At 68.6% G+C, this 5,409-nt stretch carries 7 protein-coding genes; all 7 read right to left on the minus strand.

What is annotated here, in order from left to right; genetic code table 11:
• On the minus strand, positions 1-288 hold a 288-nt coding region (locus tag EQG76_RS17675), incomplete at its 3' end, for an MOSC domain-containing protein (RefSeq protein WP_331463789.1).
• A 142-nt stretch (positions 289-430) separates the two neighbouring features.
• Positions 431-1,780, minus strand: a complete 1,350-nt coding sequence (locus EQG76_RS17680; protein WP_159715706.1) for a DEAD/DEAH box helicase — start codon at positions 1,778-1,780, stop codon at positions 431-433.
• Between the two features lie 161 nt (positions 1,781-1,941).
• The gene (locus EQG76_RS17685; protein ID WP_159715707.1) at positions 1,942-2,736 is read right to left on the minus strand and encodes a sensor histidine kinase; all 795 of its coding nucleotides are present in this window, start codon (positions 2,734-2,736) and stop codon (positions 1,942-1,944) included.
• Positions 2,737-2,800: 64 nt separating this feature from the next.
• Positions 2,801-2,923, minus strand: a complete 123-nt coding sequence (locus tag EQG76_RS32825; RefSeq protein WP_255476559.1) for a hypothetical protein — start codon at positions 2,921-2,923, stop codon at positions 2,801-2,803.
• On the minus strand, positions 2,887-3,261 hold the full coding sequence (locus tag EQG76_RS17690) for a hypothetical protein (protein ID WP_159715708.1): 375 nt from the start codon (positions 3,259-3,261) through the stop codon (positions 2,887-2,889). Before EQG76_RS17690 ends, EQG76_RS32825 begins: the two co-directional genes overlap by 37 nt.
• Before the next feature lie 34 nt (positions 3,262-3,295).
• Entirely contained in the window at positions 3,296-3,982 is a 687-nt protein-coding gene (locus EQG76_RS17695) for a glutathione S-transferase (protein WP_159715709.1), read from the minus strand.
• A gap of 40 nt (positions 3,983-4,022) precedes the next feature.
• Entirely contained in the window at positions 4,023-5,159 is a 1,137-nt protein-coding gene (gene dnaJ, locus EQG76_RS17700) for a molecular chaperone DnaJ (RefSeq protein ID WP_159715710.1), read from the minus strand.
• Between the last annotated feature and the right edge of the window lie 250 nt (positions 5,160-5,409).

The raw sequence follows: 5,409 nt of genomic DNA on the forward strand, positions 1-5,409 counted from the left end.
CAGGGCCAGGAGGTCCAGCCGGGCTGTGGTGATGTTCTCGCCCATCACGCCCGGCCCGACCCTGAAGCCCTTCGCCTGCAGCTCCCGGATCAGCTCCAGCTCGATCAGGTGGACTTGGCGCAGGTTGGGCTGGGTCGGATCGATCCGCACCCGCGAGCGGTGCTTCACCGTCCTGCCGCGATGCGCGTCGCCCGCCACCCCTTCGCCGGTGATCAGCTCGATGCCTGCGACGCGGTCCTTGCTGAAGGCGTGCTCGGCCTTGCGGCTGACCGCTATCACCCTGCCCATGCTGCCGGCTCCCTTGCCCGGCAGCGGCTTCTGCCACGGCCGCATGACCATGGAATGACCGCACGCGGAGGCTTCTTGAAACGACGAAGGGCCGGAGGGATGAACCCTCCGGCCCTTTGCCTGTCGACAAGCGGTTGAGCGATCAGCCGCCGGCATAGCCGCTGCTGCGCGCGCCACGATAGCCACCGCCGCTGCGCTGACCCTGGCCCTGGCGAGGCTCGACACGGTAGGCCGGGCGGCCATCGACCGGGCGCCGGCCGGGTGCCGGGGCGCCATTGCTCCTAAACGAGCCAGGCCCGTTCCGGCGCGGTGCGGCGTCCTGCTCGCTCTGGACGATGTCACCGTACCGCACTGACGACGGCTCGATCTTCGGCATGTCCATGAGCGGCACGCGTGAGCGGGTCAGCCGCTCGATGTCGCGCAGGTTGCCCCGCTCGTCAGGAGCGCACAGCGCGATCGCGACGCCGGTGGCACCGGCGCGGGCGGTGCGGCCGATCCGGTGGACATAGGTCTCCGGCACGTCCGGAAGGTCGTACTGGATCACATGGCTGACGCCATCGACGTCGATGCCGCGCGCGGCGATGTCGGTCGCGACCAGCACCGGCAGGTCACCCCGGCGGAACGCGTTCAGCGCCCGCTCGCGCTGGCCCTGCGACTTGTTGCCATGGATGGCCGCCGCGGAGATCCCGGACTGCTCCAGGTAGCGCACGATCTTGTCGGCACCATGCTTGGTGCGCGAGAAGACCAGGCTGCGCTGCACGCTCTCGTCACCGAGTAGGGTGCGCAGCACCGACGGCTTGTCGGGTCCGTGCACCGGGATCACCCGGTGGTCGACCCGCTCGGCCGTGGTCGCGACCGGCGTGACCTCGACCTTGACCGGATCGTTCAGGTACTCGCGCGCCAGCGTGGCGATGCTCTGCGGCATGGTCGCCGAGAAGAACAGGGTCTGCCGCTCCTTGGGCAGCATCTTCACGATGCGGCGCAGGGCATGGATGAATCCCAGGTCGAGCATCTGGTCGGCCTCGTCCAGCACCAGAATCTCGACATTCTCGATGGTCAGCGCGCGGCGGTCGATCAGGTCCAGCAGGCGGCCCGGCGTGGCGACCAGGATGTCGAGGCCGGGCGCCATCATCCGCTCCTGACGGCCCAGCGGCGAGCCGCCGAACACTACGCCCGAGGACAGGCGCAGCTTGCGGCCATAGGCTCGGAAGCTCTGCTCGATCTGGGCAGCCAGCTCACGGGTCGGGCTAAGCACCAGGCAGCGGACGTTGCGTGGCCGGCGGGCCCGGGGCGAGCCGGCCAGCAGATGGAGGATGGGCAGGGCGAAGGCAGCGGTCTTGCCGGTGCCGGTCTGGGCAATGCCCAGCAGATCACGGCCGTCCAGCACCTGCGGAATGGCGCGGGTCTGGATCGGGGTAGGGGAAGTGTAGCCCTCGGCGGCGAGAGCCTCGAGGATGGGAGCGGCAAGGCCGAGGGAAACGAAATCGGACAATAGTTGTGCTTTCTGGCAGGACGACATGGTCCAGCCTCTCGGGAGGCGCGCCACCGGCGTGCCCATCCGGACGGGTTGAGGGTCGGCGACGACCCGCGTGAATTGGTCGCTCTAGGGAGGGGGTGCGTTAGACAAGGGAACATCCTGCAAGCTGCAGGATCTTACACGCGGCCCTGGTCGAGCGGACCGGCTGACGGCGCGCTCTGCACGTACCTGCTATATGATGCTGCACTACCATCATGCAAGCCTGGGGCAGGCTGCCCTGGGCATGGGTGGCATGCAGTCATGGATGGTGGCATGGGTGCTGACGCTGCCTGGCCAGCCAAGGCGCAGGCACAGGCGCTGCCCGTTCCATTCACCCGGACCCGGAAACGGGCGCCATCCGCCAGCCGGTCCGCTTCGAGCGTTCCGCCGAGCTGGTGGACCAGCGAGCAGACCAGCCGCAGGCCCAGCCCGCGCGATTTTCCAGCATCGAAGCCTTTGGGCAGACGAGGGCCGTTGTCGGTGATGACGAGCAGGAGCCCGCCGTCCTCCTGCCGACAGTCGAGGCGGATCCTGGTGCGCTGGCCGGGGCGGCAGGCGTGCCTCAGCGCGTTGGTCAATAGCTCGACCGCGATCAGGCCGAGCCGGACTGCCTGATCCGTCGGCAGGACGAAGTGGCCGGCCTTGAGCGTGAAGGTCACCTGTTCGGGCTGGCTGAGCGAGGCAACCACGTCGTTGCACAGACCGGTCAGGTAGTCGTCGAACGCCACGCTCGCGATGTCGCCGCTCCGATAGAGCTGCTCGTGGATGCGGGCGATGCTCATCAGCCGGGCCGAGGCCGCCGCGAGCACCGCCTTGGCTTCGGCCGAGGCGGTGCTGCGTTCCTGCATGCCGAGCAGGCCGGCCACCAGGGCCAGGCTGTTCTTCACCCGGTGGTCGATCTCGCGCAGCAGCAGGTCCTTCTGCTCGAGCAACGCCTCCTGCTCGGCCCCGGGTGCGCTCCTTGTCGATCGCGACGCCCAGCGTATTGGCCAGCGCCTACAGGAAGTTGATGTCGTGCGGGCTGAACATGCCGGGGGCGCGGCTGTCTGTCTCGAGCACGCCGAAGGCTTCGCCTTCGCGGATCACGTTGACCGTGCGACGGACGCCATGCTCGGCCATGAGCTCCGGCGTGTGGAGCCGCTGCTCCTCCGCCAGATGGTGGAGATCACCGGCATGCAGGTCCTGAAGGCGTAGCCGCCCGCCGAGGCGAGATCACCGCCGATCCGGGCCCTCCGCACCACGCCCGGGTGCCAGCCGACTGCCTCGCGCAGGGGAAAGGCGTTCTCGTCGGGGAGCCATTGCAGGACCTTAGCAAAGGACGTGCCGAGGCCAGCGGCCGCGATCCGGACCGCTTCCGTCAGGATCGTCTCCAGGTCATGGCTCTTCAGGACGAAGCGGCCGAACTCGGCGATGAGCGCCTGCTGGGCCAGGCGCTGCTCGAACTCCGACACCTGCATCGACCGATGCTCCGGAGAAAGGATCCGGAAGGATCTACACGGATGCGCGCAGGTCGGCCGTGATCGTCCCGGTCGCTGCGACCTGGGCCTCGTGGCCCGGCTCGCGCCAAGGCTCGGCCAGGGCCTGCTCGGCCCATGCGCGCATCGCCGGGAGTTCCAGCAGGTGTGCCGGATAGCTTGCGGCCGCGCCGGTGAACCGGAGCCCATAGGTCTGGGCGCGAAACGCCACCGGCGCGAAGAAGGCATCCACGGCGGTGAGGGCGGCACCCGCCAGGAACGGGCCGCCGAAGCGCTGGATGCCCTCGTTCCATAATTCGTCGAGCCGGGCGAGGTCACGCTTGAGCTCAGGGGGTCGATCGGCCAGCTCGACGCGATGGCCGACGCTCATCGGACAGCGGTTGCGCAGGGTGGCGAAGCCGGCATGCATCTCCGCGGCAGCCGAGCGCGCCCAGGCGCGCGCCTTCACCTCGCCCGGCCAGACCCCCTCGTGGCGCTCGGCCAGGTACTCGACGATGGCCAGCGACTCCCACACCGTCACGTCGCCATCGCGCAGGGCCGGCACTTGGCCGGTCGGCGAGAAAGCACGGAAGGCCTGCCAGTTGGAGCCGGGTCCGAACTCGACTTGGCGCTCCTCGAATCCGATGCCGAGTTCGCGCATCAGCACCCAGGGGCGCAGCGACCAGGACGAGAAGTTCTTGTTGGCGATCCACAACTCGTACATGCCGGCCTCCGCTTGAGCCCGCTCGATCTTTGGCCGCGTTTCAGTCGCGCAGCCCGTTCCAGAAGTCCTTGACCCGCTGGAAGAAGCCCTCGCTCTCAGGATGATGGCCGCCGTCCTGCCCGTCCTCGGACACGCCGGCCCGCTCGAACTCCTGCAGGAGCTCGATCTGGCGCTTGGTCAGGTTGACGGGAGTCTCGACGAACAGCTCGACATGCATGTCGCCACGGCCATGGCCCTGCAGCTCGGTCATGCCCTTGCCGCGCAGCCGGATCTGCCGGCCGGACTGGGTGCCGGGCGGGATGGTGACCGCCAAGCGCTTGCCCTCGATGGAGGGCACCTCGATCTGGCCGCCGAGTGCTGCCGTGTACATCGGGATCGGCACCCGGCAGTGGATGTTCATGCCGTCGCGCTGGAAGAAGCGGTGCGGCGCCACATGGAGGAAGATGTAGAGGTCGCCCGCTGGGGCGCCACGCAAGCCGGCCTCGCCGTTGCCCGAGAGGCGGATCTTCATGCCGTCATCGACGCCGGGCGGGATGGTGACCGCCAAGGTCTTTTCCTGGCGCACCGCACCCTTGCCACCGCAGGTCTTGCAGGGATTGGGGATGATCCGTCCGCTGCCCTGGCAAGTCATGCAGGTCTGCTCGACCGAGAAGAAGCCCTGCGCCCGGCGGATCCGGCCATTGCCCCGGCAGGTCGGGCAGGTGGCGGGCTGGGTACCCGGCTCGGCACCACTGCCCTTACAGGCCTCGCAGGCGACCGAGGTCGGCACCCGGATCTGCGCCTTCTTGCCGGTGAAGGCCTCCTCCAGCTCGATGGTCAGGTCGTAGCGCAGATCGGCACCCCGGCCGCTCGAGCGCCGCCCGCCCATCATCTCGCCGAACAGGTCGTCGAACACGTCGGAGAAGGAGGAGTAGTCGAAGCCATGGGCGCCGCGGCCGCCACCCATGCCCTGCTGGAAAGCGGCATGGCCCATCTGGTCGTAGGCCGTGCGCTTCTGCTCGTCCTTCAGGACCTCGTAGGCCTCGTTGATTTCCTTGAACTTGGCCTCGGCCTTGACGTCGCCGTTGTTGCTGTCGGGATGGTACTGCTTGGCCAGCTTGCGGAAGGCGCTCTTGATCTGATCCGCCGATGCGCCCTTCTGGAGCCCCAGGACTTCATAATAATCGCGCTTGGCCATCTGCTCGCTCGTCGATCCCGGCAATGCTCATCACGGCGACGGCGCCGGGCTACCTGCCCGACGCCGCCACGTCAGCTTCTTCTAGACCTGAAGGGTCACGCGGACCGCTTCTTGCTGTCGTCGACTTCCTCGAACTCGGCGTCGACCACGCCCTCCTCGGCGGGACGGGCACCGGCACCGCCGCCGGCACCACCCGCAGGCCCGCCGCCGGCATCGCCGCCGCCCTGCGCCTGGCTGGCCTTGTACATGG

The organism is Geminicoccus flavidas (genome assembly GCF_009806515.1).
In the GTDB taxonomy this organism is placed as follows: Bacteria; Pseudomonadota; Alphaproteobacteria; order Geminicoccales; family Geminicoccaceae; genus Geminicoccus; species Geminicoccus flavidus.

Bases quoted from the DNA above. Each gene is read 5' to 3' on its own strand.
- EQG76_RS32825 (WP_255476559.1), bottom strand. From the start codon at position 2,923: ATGGCCGAGCATGGCGTCCGTCGCACGGTCAACGTGATCCGCGAAGGC.
- EQG76_RS17690 (WP_159715708.1), bottom strand. From the start codon at position 3,261: ATGCAGGTGTCGGAGTTCGAGCAGCGCCTGGCCCAGCAGGCGCTCATC.
- EQG76_RS17695 (WP_159715709.1), bottom strand. From the start codon at position 3,982: ATGTACGAGTTGTGGATCGCCAACAAGAACTTCTCGTCCTGGTCGCTG.
- dnaJ (WP_159715710.1), bottom strand. From the start codon at position 5,159: ATGGCCAAGCGCGATTATTATGAAGTCCTGGGGCTCCAGAAGGGCGCA.